The sequence below is a fragment of the Desulfofundulus thermocisternus DSM 10259 genome, assembly GCF_000686645.1.
Lineage (GTDB): Bacteria > Bacillota > Desulfotomaculia > Desulfotomaculales > Desulfovirgulaceae > Desulfofundulus > Desulfofundulus australicus.
This window is the reverse complement of record NZ_JMLG01000006.1, coordinates 26,738-50,155: the sequence shown is the minus strand read 5'-3', so window position 1 is coordinate 50,155 and position 23,418 is coordinate 26,738. Positions and strand designations below refer to the sequence as shown.

Here is a 23,418-nt window from a genome sequence, read left to right as displayed (position 1 = left end):
AGATAGTGGGGATGAAAAATGAAAGCAAATGTTCGCCGGTTAAGCTACATGGTCCTGGGATCATTTGTTATCCTGTGCCTTTATATTGGCTACGTTATAGTTTTTATGGGGCCGACCCTGGCTTCGGATCCGCATAACCGGCGTCTGGCAGCCTATGAGGCCAGTATCCACCGGGGAACCATATTTGATCGCAGGGGGGAAATTTTAGCGGTAAGCAAGGAGGGTAGGCGCGTTTACCCTCTCGGTGAAGATGCTGCTCATGTAATTGGCTTTGTTTCCCAGCGTTATGGACGCACCGGTCTGGAAGCTGCTTATGATCGTTATCTACTGGCCATGAACGGCAATGACAAAATAAAGATGAATATTAACCGGTTACTGGGGCGTCCTCTTCTGGGTAACAATGTCATTGTATCCCTGGATTCACGCCTTCAGCAGTTGGCCACGCAACTTCTGGGCGACCGGAAAGGGGCAGTGGCAGTACTCGATCCAAGAAATGGGGAAATTCTGGCCCTGGTGAGCAAGCCAAGTTATGATCCCAATATAATCGAACAACCGGCCGGTCGTTCTTCCGGCGGGAAGGTTGTCACCGTGTACGATTTGTTACAAAATGATAAAGAGGCTCCTCTTCTGAATAGAGCGACCCAGGGGGCCTACCCACCTGGTTCAACTTTTAAATTAATTACAGCCGCCGGTGCTTTGACCACAGATCCGGGGGTAAGCAGACGTATTTTTAATTGTCAGGGAAGTTTAATCATTGATGGTTTCCGGCTTACCGATACTGCTGCCCATGGAAGGGTGGATTTTTTTCAAGCACTGGCCGTTTCCTGTAATTCCACTTTTGCCCGGTTGGGACTGGAGATGGGGGCAGAAAGATTTTATCAAACTGCCCGTGCCTTTGGTTTAACTTTAAATCCCTGGACGGATGTTCTGAACGAAGTTGCTTACAGGCCGGGGACTCTCACCCATCCAGAAAAAATGAATAAGCCCCAGCTTGGTTCCAGCGCCATTGGTCAGGGAGAGGTGCTGGTCAACCCTTTGCAAATGGCTCTTGTGGCAGCTGCTATTGCCAACGAGGGGGTAATTATGCACCCCCACCTCCTGATCCGGGTTCAGGATCCGGAGGGGAGGGTAATTTTGCAGTCATCCCCCCGACCCTGGCTCACTGCAATTAAACCTGAAGTGGCCAGGATTATTAATGAGGCCATGGTGGAGGCAGTAAACAGTGGCACGGGTAAGGAAGCGATTATTCCTGGTATAACTGTAGCAGGAAAAACTGGTTCGGCACAAAATCCCAGGGGAAAAACTCACGCCTGGTTTGTCGGTTTTGCTCCAGCAGAAAAACCAAGGGTAGCGGTGGCGGTGATTGTAGAGAATGGTGGTGCAGGGGGTATAGTGGCCGCTCCCATTGCCCGGGAGATAATGCGGGCGGTATTAAACCCGGCCAGCGGCATGGAATAAAAAGGAAGCAAAAAGGCTAAACTACCCAACCAAGGCTTGAGGTGACAAGGAATGATTGGGAAGCAGCTGGGAAACCGGTATGAAATTCTGGAACGGCTGGGCGGTGGAGGAATGGCCGTTGTCTATAAAGGCCGGGATACATTTTTGAACCGCCTGGTTACCATAAAGATTTTGCGTCCGGAATTTTCCTCGGATAAAGATTTTACCCGCCGTTTTCGCCGTGAGGCTCAGGCAGTGGCCAGCCTTTCCCATCCCAATATCGTATCTATTTACGATGTAGGGCAGGAAGGGGATACCCAGTACCTGGTAATGGAGTATGTAGACGGTGAAGATTTAAAGACAATTATCCGCCGGGAAGGTGCCTTGCCTCCGGAAAAAGCAGTTCAGATTGCGTACCAGATACTGGAAGCCCTGGAACATGCCCATGAGAATAATATTGTGCACCGCGATATCAAGCCCCACAATATTTTGATTACTAAGGGCGGGCGGGCCAAATTAACTGATTTTGGTATTGCCCGGGAAGCTTCAACAGCAACAATTACTCAGACCGATACTATTGTAGGATCTGTACACTATATCTCCCCTGAACAGGCGAAGGGTGAGCTGGCCGGTCCCCGTTCGGATCTATATTCCCTGGGTGTTGTGCTTTATGAAATGCTTACCGGCAGCGTTCCCTTTAGTGGAGATAGTCCCATTGCCGTGGCTATCAAACACATTCAGGAAGAACCCGAACCTCCTTCCTATCGCAATCCTGCTATTTCTCCCGCCCTTGAGCAAATTGTAATGAGGGCGATGCAAAAAAATCCCGAGTTGCGTTTCGGTTCCGCACGGGAAATGGCCCGACGCCTGGAAAATCTTTTTGCGTCCAGCGGGGAGGAGGCTACCCGTTTCATCCCCCTGGATGATATGGCCACCCGTGTGCTCCAGCCGGTAGAAAAAAAGCCCCACCGCAGGTTGCGCGCTGCAGGCTGGGTTTCTCTGGCTTTGCTGCTGCTTGCACTTTTGGCAGGGGGGTTCTATGCGCTGAGTGATTATCTCAAAGGTCCTCCGCCTGTTACAGTACCGTCAGTAGTGAACAAGAGATTATCCGAAGCCCAGAAAATTCTTACAGACATGGGATTTCAGGTAAGGGTGCGTGAAGAACATCATCCTGAAATTCCTGAGGGATACGTTATTGAACAGGATATCGGTCCGGATGACGGTCCCGTAAAGCCTCCGCGGGATATTACCCTTACGGTTAGCCTGGGGCCTGATCTGCGGGAAGTACCGGACCTGTACAGGTTGAGCCTGGAGGATGCTCGTTTGCGCCTGGTTGAGAGAGGTCTGGTTCTGGCCGATCAGGTACTTAAGGAGTATAATGATGATGTTCCCCCGGATTTAATCTTCCAGCAATCTCCTGTTGCGGGGGAACGGGTGGCTCCTGGTACTGCGGTAAAAGTTTATCTTTCCCTTGGGCCAAAACCAAAAGAATCCCGGGTACCAAATCTGATCGGGTTAACTTTGGAGCAGGCCAGGGCTAAACTGGCTGAAAATAACCTTGGCCTGGATGAAAATGTAGAATGGGTAGAAAGCACCAGATATTTTCAAAATCAAGTTATCGATCAGGAACCTGAACCCGACAGTCTGGTTACTCAGGGTTCAGTGGTAAAAGTAACTTTGAGCAAAGGACCGGGTCCAGTACCCGGGGAGGCTCAGGTTAAGGTGCCCCTTGAGAACGATGGCCAGACCCATCAGGTAAAGATTGTGATCAACGATGTACGGGGAACTACTCTGGCTTACGTAAATACGCACCAGCCCGGGGAAACAGTTATAACAACTGTACGTTATTACGGCCAGGCCACCATTCAAATTTACATTGATAATAAACTGGTGAAGCAAAAATCTCTCAAAGAAGGGAAAAAAAATGACGATGATTGAAAGGGGGGAATAAACGGCTTAAAATATGCATCATGAAGGAACGGTAATCAAGGCCTGTGGCGGACACTATTATGTGTCCTTGGGCGAGGAGATATACGATTGTGCTGTGAGAGGGCGTTTGCGCCGGGAGAAACAGCAAATACTCGTTGGCGATCGGGTTATCTTTTCCCCCCATTCCTGCGGTCAGGGGGTAATTGAAGATATATGCCCTCGCCAGACCCGTCTGGTTCGTCCACCGGTAGCCAATGTTGACCGTGCGCTGATTGTGTTTTCAGTGAAGGAACCGCCTCCCAATACTTTTTTACTGGATCGGTTTTTAGTCCAAGCCCAGCATGCAGGGGTAAATCCAGCTATTTGCTTTAACAAAGTGGACCTGGGAGAGGAAAATATCAAAGATATTTATAACGTTTATCGCCGGGCGGGTTATCCGGTTGTTTGTACCAGTACCAGGGATGGGAGGGGGCTTGAAGAATTAAGTGCTCTTCTCAAAGGTCATATTACTGTACTGGCCGGGCCTTCCGGGGTGGGCAAATCCAGCCTGCTCAATGCCCTGATTCCCGGTTTAAACCTGAAAACGGGGGAAGTAAGCCGTAAGCTGGGTCGTGGCCGGCATACTACCAGGCACGTGGAGCTTTTACGTTTACCCGGGGGAGGCCTGGTTGCTGATACTCCCGGCTTTTCCAGCCTCTACTTACCGGAAATAAAGCGGGAAGAGTTGGGGAAATTTTATCTAGAATTTTTAGCTTACCAGAACGATTGCCGTTTTAACAGTTGCCTGCATTTCCAGGAACCAGGTTGTGCAGTAAAAGAGGCCGTCAGGGCAGGGGAAATTTCCACCTTTCGCTATGAGAACTATGTTCAATTGCTGCAAGAAGTAATGGAACTGGAGAGGAGATACTGGTGATCAAAATAGCGCCGTCAATTTTATCGGCTAATTTTGCCCGTCTCATTGATGATGTGCTAAGAGTGGAGAAAGCCGGTGCAGATTATCTACATCTTGATGTTATGGACGGTCATTTTGTGCCCAATATTACTATCGGGCCACTGGTGGTAGCAGCTCTAAGGCCCTATACCCAGCTTACTTTTGATGTCCATTTAATGATTGAGGATCCCGATCGCTATATAGATGCTTTTATTGAGGCAGGAGCCGACCTGATCACAGTACATGCAGAAGCTTGCCGTCATCTCCACCGTACGCTCACCCACATTCGGGATAAAGGAGCCAGGAGCGGGGTGGCCCTGAATCCAGCTACTCCGCCGGAGGTGCTGGAGTATCTGCCCGGGCTCTTCGATCTGGTGCTGGTGATGACCGTTAACCCGGGTTTTGGTGGACAGGCTTTTATTCCCCAGACTTTAGTTAAAATCGAAAAAATCCGTAAAATGATAGATGGTGCCGGCTTGGACGTGGAAATTCAGGTGGATGGTGGCATCAATCCTTCCACCGCCCCGCTGGTGGTACGTGCCGGGGCGACGGTTCTGGTAGCTGGCTCGGCGATATTTAGCGCTCCGGATCCGGCAGCTGCTATCAGGGATATCCGGCGGGTAACGGAAAATATAAGGAGGTGAGAATATGGCCGTTTGGAAATGCCAGGAGTGTGGAAATATGGTGGAAGCTCGTTGCAAGCCTGGTAAATGCAAATCATGTGGGGCAACTAAGGATAAGCTGGTTAAAGAAGCTCAACCCAAAAAATAGATCAAAATGCACCCCGGCAATAAAGGAAGGTGGTATAGTTTAATATGGTTGAGCAACAGGTAGTAATTTTCCAGTTGAATGATCAGCAGTATGCCCTGCCTATTCAGGAAACGCAGGAGATAATTCGTATGACAGACATCACCAGGGTTCCTAATACCAGGAGCTACGTTGAGGGCATTATCAACCTGAGGGGGAGCATCGTACCGGTTATAAATCTGAACAAGCGCCTGGATCTTCCTGTGCAGGAGTGTACAGATAACACCAGGATTATTGTGGTGGAGTATGAAGGACAGAAAGTGGGTATGATCGTTGATAACGTTCTGGAGGTGGCCCGGTACAGCGATGATGAGATAGAACCACCGGCCGTAGCAGGCGATAACATGGAGTTCCTCCGGGGGGTAATAAAAAAGAATGATCGTCTCTGGCTACTGCTAAACCTGAGCCGGGTTTTGTATTAATCAGGGCCACATTGGTGGCCCCTATTAATGATTTTTTCTCCTAAATAATACCAATAAAAAAGAAACCTTAAGTAAGTAGTTGAAATTAATTCTTAAAGAGGTGTATCTCTTGTTTAACCAGGAAGCACTGCGTACCCGCCTGCTAAACATAGATGGACGCGGTTATGGTGCCTATAAATCTATCGCTGGCTGTTATAGCTTTGACAAATATTTACTTTTCATTGATCATGTTCAAAGCGATCCTTTTGCGCCCCCCAGCCGCCTGCGCGTACGGGTGGATCAGCGTTTGGCCGGATTTCCACCCGAGTTATATGCCAGTTATCCCCGCAGGATCGCCCTGGAGGACTACCTGATGCGGCAGTTTAGCCGGGCTATCGGCCGCCATGCCCGGGGACACCGGGGAACCGGCAAAAGTGGACTGATTGCTGTTGATCGTTGCGGCCAGGAAATCCTTGAGCGTACCGGAGCCGTGGTAAATAAAGAATATGTGGAGATACGTTTTACAGTAGGTATGCCTGCCCGCGGGCGAACCATTACCGGCCATGAAGCTATCCGTATTTTCTTTGAAGAATTACCGAATATTGTTAACGAATCTTTATTTTATAAAAGCCTGGATGCGAAAGCCATAAAGCAACAGGTTGAACTGGTCGAAGATCAGGAATTTTTGAGGGCACACCTGGACGAAAAAGGTCTGGTAGCCTTTATAGCCAACGGAGCTATTTTGCCCAGGGAAAGCGGGGTTAGCGATCGCCCCTTGACCCGGGGTCGAGTAATTCCCTTTCAGTCCCCACCTGAACTGGAGGTTTCTTTTGAGTTACCTAATGGCGGAACGGTAACAGGCATGGGCATTCCCCGGGGTGTGACACTTATCGTGGGAGGAGGGTATCATGGTAAATCCACCCTTCTACGGGCCCTGGAAAGGGGGGTTTACAACCATATCCCCGGGGACGGGCGAGAACTGGTCATTACCGTAGGGGATGCGGTAAAAATCCGTGCTGAGGATGGCCGCTATATAGAAAAAGTAGACATCAGCGCTTTTATCAACAACCTGCCTCATGGACAGGATACACGGGCATTTTCTACGGAAAACGCCAGCGGCAGTACCTCGCAGGCGGCTAACATTATAGAAGCGCTGGAAGCAGGAACCCGCTTATTACTTTTAGATGAAGATACCAGCGCCACGAACTTTATGATCCGGGATGGCCGTATGCAGGAGCTGGTGGCCAAGGAATTTGAGCCTATTACCCCTTTTATTGATAGGGTGCGCCAGCTTTACGAACAACTGGGTGTTTCAACCATACTTGTGGTAGGCGGTTCGGGTGATTATTTTTCGGTAGCAGACCGGGTTATAATGATGCAAAATTACATACCGCGGGATGTAACCCGGCGGGCCAGGGAGATTGCCTTGCGTCATCGTCATGAACGGCAGGTAGAAGCTGTTGATGTTTTGAATAAGGTTACTAACCGTATTCCTTTGCCTTCATCTTTTATTATTGAGGAGCGTGTCAAAGTAAAAGCACGGGGTACCGATGAAATTATCTATGGTCATCTGGATATTGACCTTCAAGATGTGGAACAACTGGTCGATCCCGCCCAGCTAAGAGCTATAGCTGAAATCATCAGGTACGCGGCTAAACGATATATAAATGGGAAACTGACCTTGAAGGAAGTAATACTGGCGGTAATGGCAGATATAGATAAGGAAGGGCTCGATGTAATATCTCCCTTTAAAGGCCAGCACCCGGGGGATTATGCTCGCCCCCGGGTACAGGAGATTGCTGCTGCTATTAACCGCTACCGCCGCTTGCAGGTGCGCCAGCAGTTATAACTATGAATCACAGCCACAGCAACAGCTACAGCTTTCATCGGAGCAGGAAGACTGGCTGCCGGAAATTGCTTCGCTGATAATCTGGTTAATTTCTTCCAGTAGCTGCTCAAAACTTTGCTGTGCACGGAAAAACTCCGTAATCAAAGGGTTGTCCAGCATACGCTTTTCCAGATCTTCAACGTCGGCTTTCTGGCTTTCGGTAAGCTCCAGGCCCTGACTCTGAAGCATTTGCAGGAACCGCTGCTTTTCATGGAATTCATCGATGATTTGCCTGGCGCCAGGGTCTTGCAGCATGGCCTGCTGGGCCTTGAGCATAGCTGCCAGCTCCTGGGAGCGGGCAATTTCTTTCCCCAGCTCCCGGGCTTTAGCGATTACAGACACATCAATCACCTCCCATCCGAAAAATTTGCTCCTACCGTCGCCTCTAAATTACCTTCCAGGTGGGTTAAACGGGCTCCGGTAATAGTTACATTCACCAGTTGTCCAACGAGGTCTCCAGAACCGGGGAAAATTACCAGCCGGTTGGTTCTGGTGCGGCCGCTCATCATTTCAGGATTGGTTTTACTTTCTCCTTCAACCAGAACCTGTTCCACCCGGCCAATAAAAGAACGATTATATTCCAGGGTAATTTCATTCTGTCTTGCTATAAGTTCCTGGATTCTCTTACTTTTTACCTCGTCGGGTACCTGTTCGGGGAAACGTGCGGCCGGGGTACCCGGGCGCGGATTATAAACAAACATGAAGGCGCTATCAAAGCGCACCCTTTCCACCAGTTCCATTGTTTGAGCAAAGTCCTCCTCCGTTTCCCCTGGAAAACCAACCATGATATCAGTGGTAATGGCTACGCCGGGTATGGCCTGGCGAATACGCTCTACCAGATCAAAATAATAATCCCGGTTGTAACCCCGGTTCATCATCTTCAGGATGCGGTTACTGCCTGCCTGTACGGGTAAATGAATGTGCTCACATACGTGGGTACAGCGGGCAATGGTGTCAATCAATTCCTGGGTAAAATCCCGGGGGTGGGAAGTAGTGAAACGAATGCGCCAGAGGCCCGGAATCTGATCTACTTCGCTTAAAAGGTTGGCGAAATTGTACTTTCCGGGTAAATCTTTGCCGTAAGAATTTACATTTTGACCCAGAAGGGTAACTTCCCGGTATCCTTCCTGTGCCAGCTGCCTGATTTCATTTAAGATATCCTCCGGTTTGCGGCTGCGCTCTCGCCCGCGTACGTAAGGTACAATGCAATAGGTGCAAAAATTATTGCAACCATAAGTAATATTAACCCAGGCCTTTACGTTAGAGGCACGGCGGATGGGCAGGTTTTCCATAACCTGGCCGGCTTGTTCCCAAACTTCCACCAATCTTTCCCGGTTTTCCCGTACCCGGGACAGGAGATCGGGCAGGCGGTGCAGGTTATGGGTGCCCAGGATAAGATCTACATGGGAGAAACGGTTTTTGATTTTGCGGGCCACTTCCGGTTGCTGGGTCATGCATCCGGCTATACCAATAATCAGGTGGCGTTTTTTATTTTTCAAACTGGCCAGACGTCCTAATAGGCCATAAATCTTATTTTCTGCCGTTTCCCGCACACAGCAGGTATTGATCATTATAACGTCGGCTTCATCGGTACTGGCAGCTGGTTCGTAGCCCATGGCCTCGAGCATGCCGGCCATTACTTCAGAGTCATGATCATTCATCTGGCATCCAAAAGTAATTACTTCATAGGTAGGTATCCTTTTGCCCATGATTGATCCCTTCCCATTACTCCTCGTATTATATCCTATTTGGAGCAAAGGCGCAAACTTATTTTCATAAGCAGATTAAGGGAGAACATGGGGTCGAATTTTCCTTTTTTCTACCATTTATTTGTGCTATAATGGTTCCGGGAGGGATTGGTGTGTCCTATACCCCCATGATACAGCAGTATTTACAGATTAAACGGAATTATCAAGATGCCATCCTCTTTTTTCGCCTGGGGGATTTTTATGAAATGTTCTTTGATGATGCCCTGGTGGCTTCACGGGAGCTGGAAATAACTCTTACTGGCAGGGATGCTGGAGCATCAGGAAGGGTGCCCATGTGTGGGGTGCCTTACCATGCTGCAGATACATATATTGCCCGCCTGGTTGAGCGGGGTTACAAGGTGGCCATTTGCGAACAGGTCGAAGACCCCGCAGATGCCAGGGGAATCGTGCGACGGGAAGTGACCCGGGTAATTACTCCAGGGACCATTATGGAATGCCTGGAGGAAAGAAAACACAATTTCCTGGCAGCCATAGTGGAGAAGGAAGGGATTAATGGCCTGGCCGTGGTTGACGTTACCACGGGCCTGTTTATGGTTACCCAGGTAAATGGCCGGGAAGCCCTGCTGGATGAATTGTGTCGCCTTGAACCGGCTGAGATTCTATTACCTGATTTACTTCCATACCGGGAGCTATCAGAAAAGATAAGGTCCCGCTTATCCAGGTCTTTTATTTCCTTCTGGGACCCTGCTGCTTTCGAGCGCGGAGAGGCAATACGCAGTTTACAGGAACAGCTAGGGATGGGCTGGAACCGTTCCGGCTTGAGTAACCTGCCCCTGGCTGTTCTATGTGCTGGTGGAATATTGCATTACCTGAAAGCAACTCAAAAACGTGAATTGGGTCAGATTAACCAGGTGGAAATATACAGTGCGGGCCAGTACATGCACCTGGACGCAGTCACCCGGCGTAACCTAGAGCTGACCAGTTCTTTAAGAGATGGCACCCGTTGGGGTACCCTTTTGTGGGTACTGGATCATTCGGTAACGGCCATGGGTGGGCGTTTGTTAAAGTCCTGGCTGGAGCGCCCCTTACTGGATGTGAAAGCTATTCGCGCGCGTCAGGATGCAGTGGAGGAACTGGTTAACGATAGTCTTGCCCGCCAGGAACTGCAGCAGCTTCTCCGGGCCGTGTATGATCTGGAGAGGTTATCTTCCCGGGTAGTTTACGGTACCGCTGGACCCCGGGATTTGCTTGCTTTAAAAAATTCCCTGGCTGTTTTACCACAGGTTAAAAGGGTTTTAGGTAATAAAAAAACCTGTTTCTGGCAGGATGTTATCAGCGACCTGGATTGCCTGGAAGATATAGTAAGGGTTCTGGATGAAGCTATTAATAATGATCCCCCTGTTAGTCCCAGGGAAGGGGGTATTATCCGGGAAGGATATCATCCTGAGGTGGATCGCTTGCGCCAGGCCAGCAGGGAAGGGAAAAACTGGCTGGCCCAGCTGGAGGCCCGGGAAAAAGAGCGCACCGGAATTCGCTCCCTGAAGGTAGGCTTTAACAAGGTTTTTGGTTATTACCTGGAAGTAACCCGCCCCAATCTTAATCTGGTGCCTCCCGATTATATACGCAAGCAGACTCTGGCGGGAGCAGAGCGCTTTATTACTTCTGAATTAAAAAAACTAGAAGAACAAATTCTAGGGGCGGAAGAAAAACTTGTGCAGCTAGAATACAGGATATTTACTGAAATTCGAGAAAAAGTGGCGGCTCAGGTTAGGCGCATCCAGCGGACTGCCGGCGCGGTGGCACGTACCGATGCTATTCTTTCCCTGGCTGAGGCAGCAGTAAAAGGAAAATACGTACGTCCAGAAGTAAACGATGGCTACCGGATATTCATTCGGGATGGAAGGCATCCCGTGGTGGAACAGGTTTTGGGGCCAGGGGAATTTGTCCCTAATGATGTGGAGCTGGGAGAGGATACTCGCCTGATCCTGCTTACCGGGCCAAATATGGCTGGTAAGAGCACTTATATGCGCCAGGTAGCCCTGCTGGTGTTGATGGCCCAGGTAGGTAGTTTTATCCCCGCTGCTTCAGGAGAAATCGGTATTGTGGACCGCATTTTTACCCGGGTAGGGGCCAGTGATGACCTGGCTGCGGGGCAAAGCACATTTATGGTGGAGATGAGTGAATGCCGGGTAATTGTCAGTGCAGCCACCTCCCGGAGTTTGATCATCATGGATGAAGTGGGGCGGGGCACCAGTACTTATGATGGCATCAGTATCGCCCGGGCGCTGGTGGAGTATATTGTAAAGCGCATTGGTGCACGGACTCTTTTTTCAACCCATTATCACGAGTTAACTGAACTGGATGCCTTACCCGGGGTGAAAAATTTTACTGTTGCTGTCGAAGAAAGAGGAGAAAATGTGGTTTTTCTGCACCGGGTGCACCCCGGGCGGGCAAACCGGAGTTATGGTATCCAGGTGGCCCGCCTGGCGGGCCTGCCTGAAGAGATTCTGCAAAGGGCAGCAGAAATATTACAGGATCTGGAGTTCCGCCGGAACGGGGGGGAAGTTGATAAAACAGCACCCCAAAACCTGCCAGTTTATAAAGAAAAATCGCAACCTCCCCGGCATCCTATCCTGGATGAACTGATAAAGCTTGACTTATGGCAAATGACTCCTCTGGAAGCTTTGAATACTATAGCTGCCTGGCAGTTAAGCTTAAAGCAGGATTTGAAACGTTTACCCGTCAGGGACGATAAAAGTTAAGGCAGTTTTGGGGAAATCGGTAGGGGGTGAAATTTTAACGTGTATATTGGTATAGATGTTGGCGGTACTTGTACTGATGCGGTTCTTCTGGACAGGGGAACGGTCCGGGCCATGGCTAAGGTATCTACCCGGGAGGATCTTCTGTTAACTCTTTTGGAAGCGCTGGACGAAGTTATGAAGGGAATAAATGGTGAGTTGATAGAACGGGTGGTTTTCAGTACCACCGTTATTACCAATTTAATAGCCGAAAAGAAATATGATCCCGTGGGGTTGATTCTTATGCCCGGGCCCGGTTTAAATCCCAACCTTTACCGATTTCCCACCGATACATATATTATTCAAGGAGCTATTGATTACCGGGGGCGGGAAATAATACCACTGCGACTGGCCGAGGTCGATCGGGTGGCGGAAGAGCTGGCTGCCAGGGGTTACCGCAAGGTAGCCGTGGTAGGTAAATTTTCGTGTCGTAACCACCGGCATGAAAAAGAAGTGGCTGCCCGCCTGCGGTGGAATTATCCCAACTGGCATATTGAAGAAGGCCATCAAGTGGCCGGGCAGTTAAATTTTCCCCGCCGGGTAGTTTCCACTTATCTTACCTGTGCTACCAGGGAAAAATACCAGTTTTTTGTTCGTTCAATTCAGGAAGCCATCTCGCAGCGGGGGATTAAAGGCGGTGTGTTTATTCTTAAAGCCGATGGTGGTACCCTGCCTTTGGAAAGCTCCCTGGAGGTGCCGGTAGAAACCATATTCAGCGGTCCTGCGGCCAGTACGCTGGGGGTGCAGGCGCTGATGCCTCCGGGTGAGTCGGCGGTGGTGGTGGATGTTGGTGGTACTACCACCGATTTGGCCTTGATCTTAAGCGGCCAGCCGCTTTTAGCTTCCCGTGGAGTCAGGGTTGATGATATGCTTACCCACGTACGGGCGCTGGCGGTTAAATCGGTCCCGGTGGGAGGCGATAGTGTAGTTGAACGGGTGGGGAAGGATATCATTATTTATTCCGAGCGCCTGGGTGCCCCCTATTGCCTGGGTGGACCCGTTCCTACTCCCACCGATGCTTTACGAGTGCTGGGATTAACAAGGCTTGGCGATGCCGAACGTGCCCGGGAAGCAATGCAAATCCTGGGAGAACCTTTAGGGCTTTCCCCCGCTGAAGTGGCCAGTCAGGTTACCGGTAAGGTCATTGAAACCATCGTCCAGGAAATTGAAAATATGTTTACCCGATGGGAACAGGAGCCGGCTTACCGGGTTTGGGAAGTGCTCCAGAAAAAGAAGGTGCGACCCTCTACAGTAGTAGGTGTAGGTGGTGGTGCAGCCGGTTTTATTTCCCAGATTGCTGCCCGCCTGGGAGGTTACCCGGTGATACCACCTTATGCTCCAGTTGCCAACGCCATTGGTGCAGCGGTAGCCCGTCCTACCCTTCAGGTAACCTTAAGAGCCGACACGGAACAGGGTTTTTATATCATCCAGGAAGAAGGCTACCAGGGAAAAATCACCGATCATTCTTTTAATGAAGAAAAAGCTTTAGAGCTGGCTAAAGAATGGTTGTGCAGGCGGGCTTCACGTTACGGGCTGGAAGACTGTGTGGAAGGGCTGGAAGTTATCAGGCGTGAGGTCTTTAACATGGTGCGGGACTGGGTGACCGTTGGTCGCCTGTTTGATGTTACCGTTCAAACCCGGCGGGGAATTTTGTACCACGTGGGAGGGGGGGGGTACCGGCATGAAAAATAAAAAAACGGGACTCGTATTTTTCCCTGCTTTTGACTGGGCTATTTCACCTACTCACCCGGAGCGGGAGGAACGCCTTCTCTATACCCGGGATCAAATTTTTGAAGAAGGAGTGCTGGATTTACCGGAAATAGAGGAATATGCCCCTCGCCTGGCCACTATTCATGATGTTGCGCGGGTGCATTTTTGTGTTCCCCGGGTACAGAGCCAGGTTACTGAAGCACATCTTATCGCTGCCGGCTCAGCCACTTTACTGGCCGATGCCATTATCCAGGGAGAATTAAAGAACGGTTTTGCCCTGGTTCGACCTCCTGGTCACCATGCTATGCGGGTGGTTCACGGTAACCGGGGTTTTTGTAATATTAATAATGAGGCTATCCTGGTGGAGTACCTGCGCCGCCATCATGGTATCAAGCGCATTGCCATTGTGGATTCGGATGTGCATCATGGGGATGGCACGCAGGATATATTTTATCACGACCCCGATGTACTGTTTATTTCTTTTCACCAGGACGGGCGTACTATATACCCCGGAACGGGATTTCCCAACGAACTGGGAGGACCAGGAGCCTATGCCCGCACTATTAATGTACCCCTGCCTCCGGGATTGGGTGATGAGACCTTTCATTATGTGGTGGACAATTTGATTTTGCCCATACTGGATGATTTTAAGCCGGAATTTATAATTAACTCGGCCGGGCAGGACAATCATTTTACCGATCCCCTGGGCAGCATGCGTTTTACCGCCAGGGGTTACGCTGAGTTTACCCGCAAGCTTAACCCGCACCTGGCGGTGCTGGAAGGGGGATATGCCATTGAAACGGCATTACCTTACGTAAACCTGGCTATTTTGCTGGCCCTGGCCGGGCATGACTATTCTTACATCGAGGAGCCCGAACGACCTGGGAGAATGCAGGAAAATCCTGAACGGGCGGCTATGGTTAAGCGGATAGTGGATCAACTCAGGGATATATGGGAAAATAGGGACCGGGTGGATCTGGATAAAATTTTCGGTACCGGTACATTTTATCAGCGCCGCAAACACATTTATTACGATACCGATTATATTGAAGAGGAACAGTTGGAAAAAGTACGCCGTTGCCCCAATTGTCCTGGTTATATTACCATCGACTCCCGGGCCGATCATGGTTACGGTCATCCCAGCCATGTATTTTGTGTGTCCATACCTTTTGCGGCCTGTGGAGCCTGTCAGGCTGAAGCCTACGATGTTTACCAACAGGCCAGGAAGTCCAGCCAGTACCAGTATATTTATCTGCAGGATAAATCTACCGACACATTCCTGGCCTTTGACCGGGATAAAGGCCAGGAGTGGGTTTCCGAAGGTCCAAGGGTGGGAGAATAATTGCCGAATATCGTTATTCTGGATGAGACTACGGCCAACCAGATCGCCGCCGGTGAGGTGGTAGAGAGGCCGGCTTCGGTGGTTAAGGAGTTGCTGGAGAATTCCCTTGATGCAGGGGCATCTATTATTTCAATAGAGGTTGAGCAGGGTGGATTGAGACGCATTACCGTTCGTGACAATGGATGCGGCATGGATGAAGAAGATGCCCATCTTGCTCTCATGCGCCACGCAACCAGTAAAATTCGCGAGCCGGCGGATCTTTCCCGTATTACTACGCTGGGATTTCGAGGGGAGGCGTTACCCAGCATTGCAGCTGTTAGCAAGATGACCTTGAAAACCCGTACCGCTGCTGCCGACCGGGGAATTTTTCTGGAAGTGGAAGGGGGAAAGGTAATCGGTAAAGGTCCCGCTGCCATGGCCCCGGGGACCATCGTCACTGTAGAAAACCTTTTTTATAACACCCCGGCCAGGAAAAAATATATGAAATCTCCTGGTACTGAAGGGGGAGTGGTAGGAGATTATATTTTCCGCCTGGCTTTGGCCAGGCCGGAGGTGGCCATTCGGTTTACCCATAACCGGAGGCAGGTTTTTACTTCGCCGGGGTCAGGCAACCTGCTGGATGTTATTGCTTCTTATTACGGGGCAGAGCTTGCCCGGCAGATGGTACCGGTAGAGGACTCTCCGGGAGATTGGCTGGAAATAAAGGGCTTTGTCGCCCGGCCCACCCTGCACCGCAGTAATCGCCGGCAGATCACCGTGCTTATCAACGGCCGTTACGTGTATAGCTCCCTGGTTACCACGGCGGTATGCGAAGCATATCATACCCTTTTACCGGCCGGCCGTTACCCGGTGGCGATAATTTCGCTTACTATCATTCCAGAACTGGTGGATGTCAATGTACACCCGGCCAAACTGGAGGTTCGCCTGGCCCGGGAGAGGGAAATATTGGAGGCTGTTTCCCGCGCTGTCCGGAAATCCTTAATAGGCAGCCGGCTGGTTATTCCAGGCACAGGGCCGCAGGAAGACAAGCCTTTATTAAGTCTGGAAAAGTCCCGGCTTCCAAGCACCTCTTTTATTTCCTCGGAAGATGTGGAAAACCGGGTTTTATTTCCAGAACATCCGCCGTGCTCCCTTCTTTCTGCTGGCAGGGAAAATTATGTGGCGGAAGCAGCGACGGTATATGAACATGCCGGAGGTTCTTTTCCCGCAATGGAATATCTTGGTCAGCTCCTGCCGACCTATTTACTGGCTGCCGGGCAGGAAGGCCTGTATATTATCGACCAGCATGCGGCCCACGAGCGGGTGCTCTATGAGAAATACCGGGCCGCGCTGGCCGGCCCGCAGGCAGCTTCCCAGATCCTTGCCCTACCGCTGAATGTCTTTCTAACTCACCGGGAAGCACGCCTGCTGGAAACACACCGGGAATTTATTGCTTCTCTGGGATTTATACTGGATTTTTATAGCCAGGATACGGTGGTGGTGCGGGGGTTACCAGCGGGTTTCCCACCAGGAGAAGGTGAACTCTTCTTACAGGACATCATTGGTTACCTGGATGAGTCCGGTCGCTCTCCTTCCCGGGAGGCTCTGGTACATCATCTGGCGGCTCAGGCTGCCTGCAGGGCGGCAATAAAAGCCGGTGAAGGGTTGTCCGGGTTAGAGGCCAGAACTCTTTTAGAACAGCTGGCAGCAGCCGGGAATCCATTTACCTGTCCCCACGGAAGACCTACCATTATCCATATTTCATATCGTGAACTGGCCCAGCGCTTCAAGCGTTCCTGAAGTAGAGGTGATGTTCTTGCAGGCCACGTACGTGGTCACCACGGGCCACCGGTCCGGTGCTCCGGAACTGGAACTGGCTGCCAGGTTAAGCTTGTGGTTAGGAGTACCCCTGGTACCCCGTAGGGGATTATCTATTCCCGCCCTGATCAACAAATATAAGATTTCAGGTGTTCTGGTGGTTTCAAATCGCCGGGTTTCTTTTTTCTGTAATGGTGAGGAGCTTTTCTGGCATCCCAGCATGGCCAAGCTGCGTATAAAGGAAATAAAAGCTGGAAAAACTGATTGGATGATTGAAGCCATGGGTCTTCAACCGGGGGATTGGGTCCTGGATTGTACTTTGGGTCTGGGAGCGGACGCTATCGTGGCATCCTTTGTAGTGGGTAACCAGGGCCGGGTGGTAGGGGTGGAATCGTCTCCTGTGCTGGCTGTTCTTGTGCAGCACGGTCTTAAAACCTATCGTGATCACGTCTCCCGGGAACTGCTTGCAGCCATGGCCCGTATTGAGGTAGTTTGTGCCGATCACTTATCCTATTTAAAAAATCTAGCCTCAGAAAGCTTTGATGTCGTTTATTTTGATCCCATGTTTCGCAAACCTCTTCAAAAATCTAAAGCCATTGGCCCGGTACGCCTGGTGGCCAATCCTGCTCCCCTCTCCATTCAGGCAGTAGAGGAAGCCATAAGAGTGGCCCGGCGAAGGGTAGTGATGAAGGAAACCAGGGACAGCGGAGAATTTGCCCGGTTGGGTTTTACCCGGGTGCTGGGTGGCAAATATTCCCCTGTGGCTTACGGGATCATCGAGAAAAAAGGGGGAACTGATTGATGGAGAAATCCATACCCCTGCTGGTCCTGGTTGGTCCTACAGCTGTGGGTAAAACTGCCGTTTCGGTGGAAGTGGCCCTGAAATTGGGGGGGGAGATTGTTTCTGCCGATTCGATGCTGGTTTATCGCTATATGAATATTGGTACAGCCAAACCAACAATGGAGGAACGACGGGGTATTCCCCATTATATGATTGACATCATTGATCCTGATGAGTCATACAGCGTGGCCCTATACCAGGCACAGGCCAGGCAGCATATCCGGGAAATATGGGAGCGGGGCAAGCTTCCCCTTTTAGTAGGGGGTACCGGACTCTATATTCGTTCTGTAATTGAGCCATACCATTTCACAGGTGCGGGTGTGGATGAGCATTTCCGCAGCCAGCTTTTGAAAGAGGCGAGGGAAAAGGGCGCGCAGGCCCTTTATCAGCGCCTTGTCGAAGTGGATCCGGAGACAGCAGCGAAGGTTCATCCCAACAATCTTAAACGGGTAATCAGGGCACTGGAAGTTTATCACCTTACGGGGCATCCCATGTCAAGTGCTTTAAGGCAAAAAGGCGATGGTCCTCCCTATAATACCCTCATTATTGGATTAACCATGGATCGGCAGAGGCTTTACCAGCGCATTGAAGCCAGGGTAGAACAAATGCTAGAGATGGGCCTTGTAGATGAAGTACGGAGTCTTTTAAAAAGGGGGTATAGTCCTTACCTGACCTCGATGCAGGGTCTGGGTTATAAGGAGATTATCGCTTACCTCCGGGGTTTGTCCACAATAGAGGAAGCAATCTACTTACTTAAAAGAAATACAAGAAGATTTGCTAAAAGACAATTTACCTGGTTTAAACGGGACCCGCGGATTAACTGGATAAATATAGGGCATTATACCGGTATCACAGAAATAGCACAAGAAATTACGAAACGAGCAGAAGGAGTCTTATTAAATACGTCGAAGACAAATTAGAAAAAAATACTACCGACGGAGGGACCTTCCAATGAGTAAGCCGCAAATAAATTTGCAGGATGCATTTTTAAATCAGGTGCGCAAGGAAAATATTCCCGTGACCATCTTTTTGGTCAACGGTTTTCAGCTTAAGGGCGTGGTCAGGGGTTTCGATAACTTTACCGTAATTTTGGAAAGCGATGGGAAGCAGATGATGGTTTACAAGCACGCCATATCCACCGTCAGCCCAATGCGTCCTATGACTACCTCTTTTTCCGAGCAAAAAGCACAATAAGCACAATAATAGTTAATAAATGGTCTCTCCGTTGGAGGGGCCTTTTGTTTTGGGATATTACTTACCCGTCTCCCCTTCTTTTGTTATATAATCCCAAAAAGCGCCAGCAGCAAAACTCAGCGGCCACTCTTTTACATGAACCAGGTAAAGGTAACGGGTCAGATCTAACTCTTTTAGGGTTACTTGATATACCCTTTTCAGGGCCAGCGGTTCAGCGGCAGCCAGGGCAGAAACCAGGCTAATTCCCAGGCCAGCCTGTACAGCTGTAATTACAGCCCGGGTGCTACCCAGTTCCATTACCACCTGTGCATCTCTCACGGAAAGGCCCAGCTGGGCCATTTTTTCTTCCATAGAGCGGCGGGTGCCCGAACCCGGCTCGCGGAGGATCAAAGGCTGGGTCAATAATTCAGCCGGGCTTACTGCGTCCCGGTTTATCCAGGGATGTTCCGGCCCGACAATAAGTACCAGCCTGTCCTGATACCAGGGCAAACATTCGAGCCCATCCTCTTTAACAGGTGCCCCGGTTATTCCCAAATCTATTTCCCTCTCCTGTACCCAGCGGATAACCTGACTGCTTCCCGCTATTCGCAGGGTAACCTCAATTCCAGGGTAGTCCCGGTGAAAACGGCCAATCAACAGAGGCAGGAGATATTCACCGGGAATGGTGCTGGCTCCCAGATTGAGATGACCTTTTTTAAGTCCTTTCAGTTCATCTAATTCGGATTTAATTTTTTGAAAGTGGCGCAGTATCTGCTGTGCTTCCGGGTATAGAAGCCGTCCGGCTTCGGTGAGCTCTACTTTTTTATCTCCCCGGTAAAAAAGGGTCGTACCGAGGCTTTCCTCCAGGGACCTGATTTGAAAACTTATTGCTGGTTGGCTCATGTAGAGATGTTTGGCTGCCTTGGTGAAACTCTGCAGTTCTGCTACTCTTAAAAAAGCTTCCAGTTGCTTTAAATTCATCCTTTATTCACCGCCAGTACTGCCTTTGCTGCCGCGATCACGGCCAGCTGAACATATTCCTTGGACAGCCCCCCCTGCATATACACCGCATAAGGTTCACGCATCGGCGCATCGGCGCTTAGCTCAATGGACGAGCCCTGAACAAAGGTACCCGCAGCCATGATTACCGCATCATCATAGCCGGGCATGTCCACCGGTTGGGGCAGCACATGTGAATCGACAGGGGAAGACTGCTGTAACCCCTGACAAAAAGCAATTACCCTTTCGGGTGAACCCAAAAGGATAGCTTGAACAATGTCGGTACGTTCTTCCTGGGGCGCGGGATCTACTGTAAAGCCCAATCTCTCAAAGAGGCGGGCGGCAAAGATGGCTCCCTTTAAAGCCTCTGCTACCACATGTGGAGCTATGAAAAGCCCTTGAAAAAGTAAGCGCTGATAATCCGGGCTGGGTCCTACCTCTCTGCCCAGTCCCGGTGCTATGAGCCGGCTGGCGGCCATTTCTACGTAAGTTTTTCCCCCCACTACGTAACCACCACCCGGGGCCAGGCCTCCTCCGGGGTTCTTGATCAGCGATCCGGCCACTAAATCTGCCCCTACTGCTGGAGGTTCCAGGGGTTCTACAAATTCGCCGTAGCAATTATCCACAAAAGTTATTACGTGAGGATAATTTTTCTTAATCCAGGCTATTGCCCGGCCCATTTCGCTTAAATTTAAAGAAGGCCGCAGGCTATAACCCCGTGATCGCTGGAACATTATCATACGGGTGCGTTTATTAATAGCCCGGGCAACAGCATCTATGTTCAGCCTGCCGTTGGGAAGCAGGTCTACCTGCCGGTAAGTGATGCCCAGCTCTTTTAAAGAACCAGGGGCGTTACCCCTAATACCGATTACTTCTTGAAGGGTATCGTAAGGTGTTCCTGTTGCTACCAGTAATTCATCCCCGGGACGCAAAACACCAAATAGACACAGGGCAATGGCATGGGTACCGCTAACTATCTGCCCCCTCACCAGGGCGGCCTCAGCCTGAAACGCCCGGGCGTACACATTTTCCAGGGTTTCCCTTCCCTGATCGCCGTAACCATAACCAGTGGAACCTTTTAAATGATAATCGCTTACCCGGGCCTGGTGAAAAGCGGCCAGTACCCGGCTATGATTGCGGCGCGCTACTGCGTCTATTCTTTCATAATAAGGTTGTACTTCTTTTTCTACTTCTGCAGCCAGGGTAATCAAATCTGTGGTATTCAAGCCATAACTCCCCTTTTAAAGGTAATCAACGAAATGTTAACGGTTTATGTATACCATGCTGTATTCTAAGTTCCCGGGTTGTATTCCCGTGCCCGGAGAATATCTTCCCGGGTGATGGTCATTAAATCTTCCCTGCTGACCTGGCTCTTGCGGACCAGGCGGACTGCCTGCTGGCGTATGGCCCGTTCAATAAGGTTGCGTACCAGCCGGGCGTTACCGCTATGTACATGAAGGGAACGGCTTTCCTCCAGAATAAGACGCAATTCATCCCGCGCTCCCTGAGTTAAATGGTACTGGCGTTTTTTTAGCATGAGGTCCGCAATGGCCAGAAGTTCCGGGGTGGTATAATCAGGAAAAGTAATATGAATGGGAAAGCGGGAGCGTAATCCAGGATTACTTTCCATAAACCACTCCATTTCCTGACGATAACCGGCCAGGATAAGAATTAAATTATCTTTGTGATCTTCCATTCCTTTAACCAGTGCGTCGATGGCTTCACGCCCGAAATCTTTTTCACCGCCCCGGGCCAGGGAATAGGCTTCGTCGATGAAAAGAATGCCCCCCAGCGCTTTTTTAATCTGCTCCCTGGTTTTTTGAGCTGTATGGCCAATATATTCTCCCACCAGGTCGGCCCTTTCCACCTCTACCAGATGCCCCCTGGGTAAAACCCCCGCTTCTTTAAAAAGGCGGCCAATGATGCGGGCCACAGTGGTTTTCCCCGTTCCCGGATTACCTTTAAAAACCATGTGCAGGACCTGAGGTTCGGTAGCCAGCTTTTCTTTTTGCCTCCGGCGCTGTATCTCTACAAAAGCGTGAACTTCACGCACCAGTTTCTTTACTCCGGTGAGGCCAACCAGTGAGTCCAATTCTTTCATGATCTCCCGGACATTTTTTTGACGCTGGTCTTCACCACTTCCGCCAAAAGTTTTTTCCTCCTGCCCCCCTGGTGAAAAAACAGGAAAGTTCCGGCGTTCTTTAATTCCGTTTTGTTCTCCATGGTTTTGCCAGAGCCTGATTTTCACCAAAGGTAATCACCTCGCAGGCAGAGGTTTACTTTAAATTATACGCCTGCCTGGAGGGAACATTGACCTCTTGGAAGCAACCGGTTTTTACAGGTTATTATTCCCAGATTTATTTTTAAAGATATCAAAGCTATTTTCTTGCCTCCCGCGCTTTTTCCTGCTGAAATATGTCACTTTTGAGGTAAAGGAGGGTTTGGTTCCTGCGGTATCGAAATAGTTAGCATTTCGGTTCAACATTTATTTTTCTTGGAGGGAGATACTTTATTTGATTGTTTACAGGCGTATTTTGCCGTTGCGTACCAGGTTGGCCATTTTATCTTATGTGTCGGTGCTGGTGGCCATCATGGTAGCCGTTATATTTATGGGATTTAAAGTTTCCCATTTAATTGAAAAGGAGATGGGGAGACGTGCCCTGGCCATTGCCAGGACCCTTGCTCAGATGGAGGTTATACAAAATAACGTGGGGCATATCGGCGGTGCTGATGTTATTCAACCTCTGGCTGAAAAAATCAGGCTGGCTACAGGGGTGGAATATATTGTCGTAGTAGATATGAACGGAATTCGTTACTCTCATCCGGTAGCGGAACGCATAGGGGGTAAGTTTTCGGGTGGAGACCTTGGCCGGGCTCTATCCGGCCAGGAATATATCACCCGTACCGCCGGCATAAGGGGTCCCGCCGTTCGTGCTTTTTCTCCCATAAAAACGGATGAGGGCACGCGACAGGTTGGGGTGGTGGTAGTAGGAATTATTACTCCTACCTTTGCTCAACTTTATCAGGCTATCCAGGCTCAACTTTATCCTTCCCTGGCCGTAGGTTTGCTGGTAGGCTTGCTCGGTTCTCTTTACCTGGCCAGCAGGATTAAGGGAGCCATGTTCGCTCTCGAGCCCGAGGAAATTGCCCGTATTTTGGAAGAACGCACGGCCATGTTGCAGGCTATGGGCGAGGGAATAACTGGGTAAGTACAGCCGGGCAAAGGAGCTAAAGGTAGACCTTCTTATTGATCGTTCCTGCCGGTTGTTGAGGTTACCGTCCCGTATGGATGCTGCTGCCCTTGGGGTTGTGCTGGGCAACCTTCTGGAAAATGCCCTCGATGCCGTCCGGGACATGGAACCTTCCCGCAGGCGAGTGGAATTAGAAATGAGTGAAGATTCAGGGGAGTTGATGATTATGATACGGGATTGGGGAGCAGGTATACCGGAGCATCTGCAGGATCGGGTTTTCGAGCAGGGATTTTCAACCAAAGGAGCCGGGCGTGGAATAGGTCTCTACCTGGTTAAAAAGCATGTTGATACTGCCGGGGGGAAAATTACCATCCATTCCCGGCCGGGAGAAGGAACCACCGTTATGGTTCGTATTCCATTCTTTCAAAAGTAATATTTTGAAAGACTTTTCCGTGAAGGTAACTT

Annotated in this window: 21 protein-coding genes; 16 read left to right on the top strand and 5 right to left on the bottom strand. The window is 50.1% G+C overall.

The features are described 5' to 3' along the window. Window positions 1-18: 18 nt before the first annotated feature. The 7 genes from BR83_RS0106950 (at window position 19) to BR83_RS0106920 (ending at window position 7,354) form a co-directional block, all read left to right on the top strand. Complete coding sequence (locus BR83_RS0106950; RefSeq protein WP_027356477.1) at window positions 19-1,458, top strand: peptidoglycan D,D-transpeptidase FtsI family protein; 1,440 nt, start codon at window positions 19-21, stop codon at window positions 1,456-1,458. 51 nt (window positions 1,459-1,509) lie between these two features. Continuing rightward, window positions 1,510-3,375 carry a Stk1 family PASTA domain-containing Ser/Thr kinase gene (gene pknB / locus BR83_RS0106945; RefSeq protein WP_027356476.1) on the top strand — a complete coding sequence of 622 codons (1,866 nt, stop codon included), beginning with the start codon at window positions 1,510-1,512 and terminating at the stop codon, window positions 3,373-3,375. 25 nt (window positions 3,376-3,400) lie between these two features. After that, entirely contained in the window at window positions 3,401-4,279 is an 879-nt protein-coding gene (rsgA, locus tag BR83_RS0106940) for a ribosome small subunit-dependent GTPase A (protein WP_027356475.1), read from the top strand. Then, window positions 4,276-4,941 (top strand): ribulose-phosphate 3-epimerase, encoded by a 666-nt coding sequence (gene rpe / locus BR83_RS0106935; RefSeq protein WP_027356474.1) that lies wholly within the window; start codon window positions 4,276-4,278, stop codon window positions 4,939-4,941. The genes rsgA and rpe overlap by 4 nt, the downstream gene beginning before the upstream one ends. Window positions 4,942-4,945: 4 nt before the next feature. Then, on the top strand, window positions 4,946-5,068 hold the full coding sequence (locus tag BR83_RS17865) for an RCKP-type rubredoxin-like domain-containing protein (protein WP_027356473.1): 123 nt from the start codon (window positions 4,946-4,948) through the stop codon (window positions 5,066-5,068). 44 nt (window positions 5,069-5,112) lie between these two features. Further along, window positions 5,113-5,526 carry a chemotaxis protein CheW gene (locus tag BR83_RS0106925; protein WP_027356472.1) on the top strand — a complete coding sequence of 138 codons (414 nt, stop codon included), beginning with the start codon at window positions 5,113-5,115 and terminating at the stop codon, window positions 5,524-5,526. Window positions 5,527-5,635: 109 nt separating this feature from the next. After that, entirely contained in the window at window positions 5,636-7,354 is a 1,719-nt protein-coding gene (locus BR83_RS0106920; protein WP_027356471.1) for an ABC-ATPase domain-containing protein, read from the top strand. Here BR83_RS0106920 and BR83_RS0106915 read toward each other — a convergent pair whose 3' ends face one another. Beyond that, window positions 7,355-7,735: a YlbF/YmcA family competence regulator gene (locus BR83_RS0106915; protein ID WP_034634684.1), complete on the bottom strand. Its 381-nt coding sequence runs from the start codon at window positions 7,733-7,735 to the stop codon at window positions 7,355-7,357. A 5-nt stretch (window positions 7,736-7,740) separates the two neighbouring features. Further along, a complete protein-coding gene (gene miaB / locus BR83_RS15275; RefSeq protein ID WP_051617995.1) occupies window positions 7,741-9,102 on the bottom strand; it encodes a tRNA (N6-isopentenyl adenosine(37)-C2)-methylthiotransferase MiaB in 1,362 nt (453 codons plus the stop codon). 167 nt (window positions 9,103-9,269) lie between these two features. Between miaB and mutS the strand changes: the two genes are divergently transcribed. From mutS to hfq, 7 genes are read left to right on the top strand one after another with little or no spacing between them, the layout of a single operon-like run. After that, the gene (gene mutS / locus BR83_RS0106905; protein ID WP_034634701.1) at window positions 9,270-11,864 is read left to right on the top strand and encodes a DNA mismatch repair protein MutS; all 2,595 of its coding nucleotides are present in this window, start codon (window positions 9,270-9,272) and stop codon (window positions 11,862-11,864) included. A 39-nt stretch (window positions 11,865-11,903) separates the two neighbouring features. Then, window positions 11,904-13,592: a hydantoinase/oxoprolinase family protein gene (locus tag BR83_RS0106900; protein WP_027356468.1), complete on the top strand. Its 1,689-nt coding sequence runs from the start codon at window positions 11,904-11,906 to the stop codon at window positions 13,590-13,592. Then, the gene (locus BR83_RS0106895; protein ID WP_027356467.1) at window positions 13,582-14,952 is read left to right on the top strand and encodes a histone deacetylase family protein; all 1,371 of its coding nucleotides are present in this window, start codon (window positions 13,582-13,584) and stop codon (window positions 14,950-14,952) included. Before BR83_RS0106900 ends, BR83_RS0106895 begins: the two co-directional genes overlap by 11 nt. Beyond that, window positions 14,953-16,731, top strand: a complete 1,779-nt coding sequence (gene mutL / locus BR83_RS0106890; protein ID WP_027356466.1) for a DNA mismatch repair endonuclease MutL — start codon at window positions 14,953-14,955, stop codon at window positions 16,729-16,731. 16 nt (window positions 16,732-16,747) lie between these two features. Further along, a complete protein-coding gene (locus tag BR83_RS0106885) occupies window positions 16,748-17,551 on the top strand; it encodes a class I SAM-dependent methyltransferase (RefSeq protein WP_051617993.1) in 804 nt (267 codons plus the stop codon). Further along, on the top strand, window positions 17,551-18,510 hold the full coding sequence (miaA, locus tag BR83_RS0106880) for a tRNA (adenosine(37)-N6)-dimethylallyltransferase MiaA (RefSeq protein ID WP_027356464.1): 960 nt from the start codon (window positions 17,551-17,553) through the stop codon (window positions 18,508-18,510). The genes BR83_RS0106885 and miaA overlap by 1 nt, the downstream gene beginning before the upstream one ends. A 31-nt stretch (window positions 18,511-18,541) precedes the next feature. Continuing rightward, the gene (gene hfq / locus BR83_RS0106875) at window positions 18,542-18,784 is read left to right on the top strand and encodes an RNA chaperone Hfq (protein ID WP_027356463.1); all 243 of its coding nucleotides are present in this window, start codon (window positions 18,542-18,544) and stop codon (window positions 18,782-18,784) included. Window positions 18,785-18,841: 57 nt separating this feature from the next. On the opposite strand, the gene BR83_RS0106870 is transcribed toward hfq, so the two are convergent. The 3 genes from BR83_RS0106870 to spoVK all read right to left on the bottom strand — a co-directional run bounded on the left by BR83_RS0106870 (window position 18,842) and on the right by spoVK (window position 22,013). Then, entirely contained in the window at window positions 18,842-19,744 is a 903-nt protein-coding gene (locus BR83_RS0106870; protein ID WP_027356462.1) for a selenium metabolism-associated LysR family transcriptional regulator, read from the bottom strand. Beyond that, window positions 19,741-20,988: a methionine gamma-lyase family protein gene (locus tag BR83_RS0106865; RefSeq protein ID WP_027356461.1), complete on the bottom strand. Its 1,248-nt coding sequence runs from the start codon at window positions 20,986-20,988 to the stop codon at window positions 19,741-19,743. Before BR83_RS0106865 ends, BR83_RS0106870 begins: the two co-directional genes overlap by 4 nt. Window positions 20,989-21,053: 65 nt before the next feature. Further along, on the bottom strand, window positions 21,054-22,013 hold the full coding sequence (gene spoVK, locus BR83_RS0106860; protein WP_027356460.1) for a stage V sporulation protein K: 960 nt from the start codon (window positions 22,011-22,013) through the stop codon (window positions 21,054-21,056). A gap of 262 nt (window positions 22,014-22,275) precedes the next feature. Between spoVK and BR83_RS17590 the strand changes: the two genes are divergently transcribed. Further along, window positions 22,276-22,971 carry a sensor histidine kinase gene (locus BR83_RS17590; protein ID WP_027356459.1) on the top strand — a complete coding sequence of 232 codons (696 nt, stop codon included), beginning with the start codon at window positions 22,276-22,278 and terminating at the stop codon, window positions 22,969-22,971. Between the two features lie 76 nt (window positions 22,972-23,047). Next, window positions 23,048-23,386, top strand: a complete 339-nt coding sequence (locus BR83_RS17585) for a sensor histidine kinase (protein ID WP_027356458.1) — start codon at window positions 23,048-23,050, stop codon at window positions 23,384-23,386. Window positions 23,387-23,418 lie beyond the last annotated feature (32 nt).

Excerpts from the sequence above, each read along its gene's own strand:
- BR83_RS0106950 (WP_027356477.1), top strand. The coding sequence starts at position 19 with ATGAAAGCAAATGTTCGCCGGTTAAGCTACATGGTCCTGGGATCATTT.
- miaA (WP_027356464.1), top strand. The coding sequence starts at position 17,551 with ATGGAGAAATCCATACCCCTGCTGGTCCTGGTTGGTCCTACAGCTGTG.
- BR83_RS0106925 (WP_027356472.1), top strand. The coding sequence starts at position 5,113 with ATGGTTGAGCAACAGGTAGTAATTTTCCAGTTGAATGATCAGCAGTAT.
- rsgA (WP_027356475.1), top strand. The coding sequence starts at position 3,401 with ATGCATCATGAAGGAACGGTAATCAAGGCCTGTGGCGGACACTATTAT.
- BR83_RS0106895 (WP_027356467.1), top strand. The coding sequence starts at position 13,582 with ATGAAAAATAAAAAAACGGGACTCGTATTTTTCCCTGCTTTTGACTGG.
- BR83_RS17865 (WP_027356473.1), top strand. The coding sequence starts at position 4,946 with ATGGCCGTTTGGAAATGCCAGGAGTGTGGAAATATGGTGGAAGCTCGT.
- pknB (WP_027356476.1), top strand. The coding sequence starts at position 1,510 with ATGATTGGGAAGCAGCTGGGAAACCGGTATGAAATTCTGGAACGGCTG.
- BR83_RS0106870 (WP_027356462.1), bottom strand. The coding sequence starts at position 19,744 with ATGAATTTAAAGCAACTGGAAGCTTTTTTAAGAGTAGCAGAACTGCAG.
- miaB (WP_051617995.1), bottom strand. The coding sequence starts at position 9,102 with ATGGGCAAAAGGATACCTACCTATGAAGTAATTACTTTTGGATGCCAG.
- BR83_RS17585 (WP_027356458.1), top strand. The coding sequence starts at position 23,048 with ATGGATGCTGCTGCCCTTGGGGTTGTGCTGGGCAACCTTCTGGAAAAT.
- mutS (WP_034634701.1), top strand. The coding sequence starts at position 9,270 with ATGATACAGCAGTATTTACAGATTAAACGGAATTATCAAGATGCCATC.
- hfq (WP_027356463.1), top strand. The coding sequence starts at position 18,542 with ATGAGTAAGCCGCAAATAAATTTGCAGGATGCATTTTTAAATCAGGTG.